The 255-nt window shown below is 67.1% G+C and carries 1 protein-coding gene; it reads left to right on the top strand.

Features of this window, described 5'->3' with window-relative positions; genetic code table 11:
• A partial coding sequence (locus IB262_RS35635; RefSeq protein ID WP_192494600.1) for an aldehyde dehydrogenase family protein occupies positions 1 to 255 on the top strand: 255 nt, incomplete at both ends.

Raw genomic sequence — 255 nt, 5'->3', positions numbered from 1 at the left:
TCGAGTGGTTCGCCGAGGAGGGAAAGCGGGCCTACGGCCAGATCATTCCGCCGCGCGCACCCGATGTCACCCAGATGACCGTCAAGCTGCCGGTCGGTCCGGTTGCCGCCTTCACGCCCTGGAACTTTCCGATCAACCAGGTGGTGCGCAAGCTGTCGGCGGCGCTGACCACCGGATGCTCGATCATCGTCAAGGCGCCCGAGGAAACACCGGCGTCGCCGGCCGAGCTCATCCGCTGCTTCGTCGATGCCGGGC

The sequence above is a fragment of the Ensifer sp. ENS02 genome (assembly GCF_014851885.1).
Taxonomy (GTDB): domain Bacteria; phylum Pseudomonadota; class Alphaproteobacteria; order Rhizobiales; family Rhizobiaceae; genus Ensifer; species Ensifer adhaerens.
This window is presented reverse-complemented; position numbering and strand designations above follow the sequence as displayed.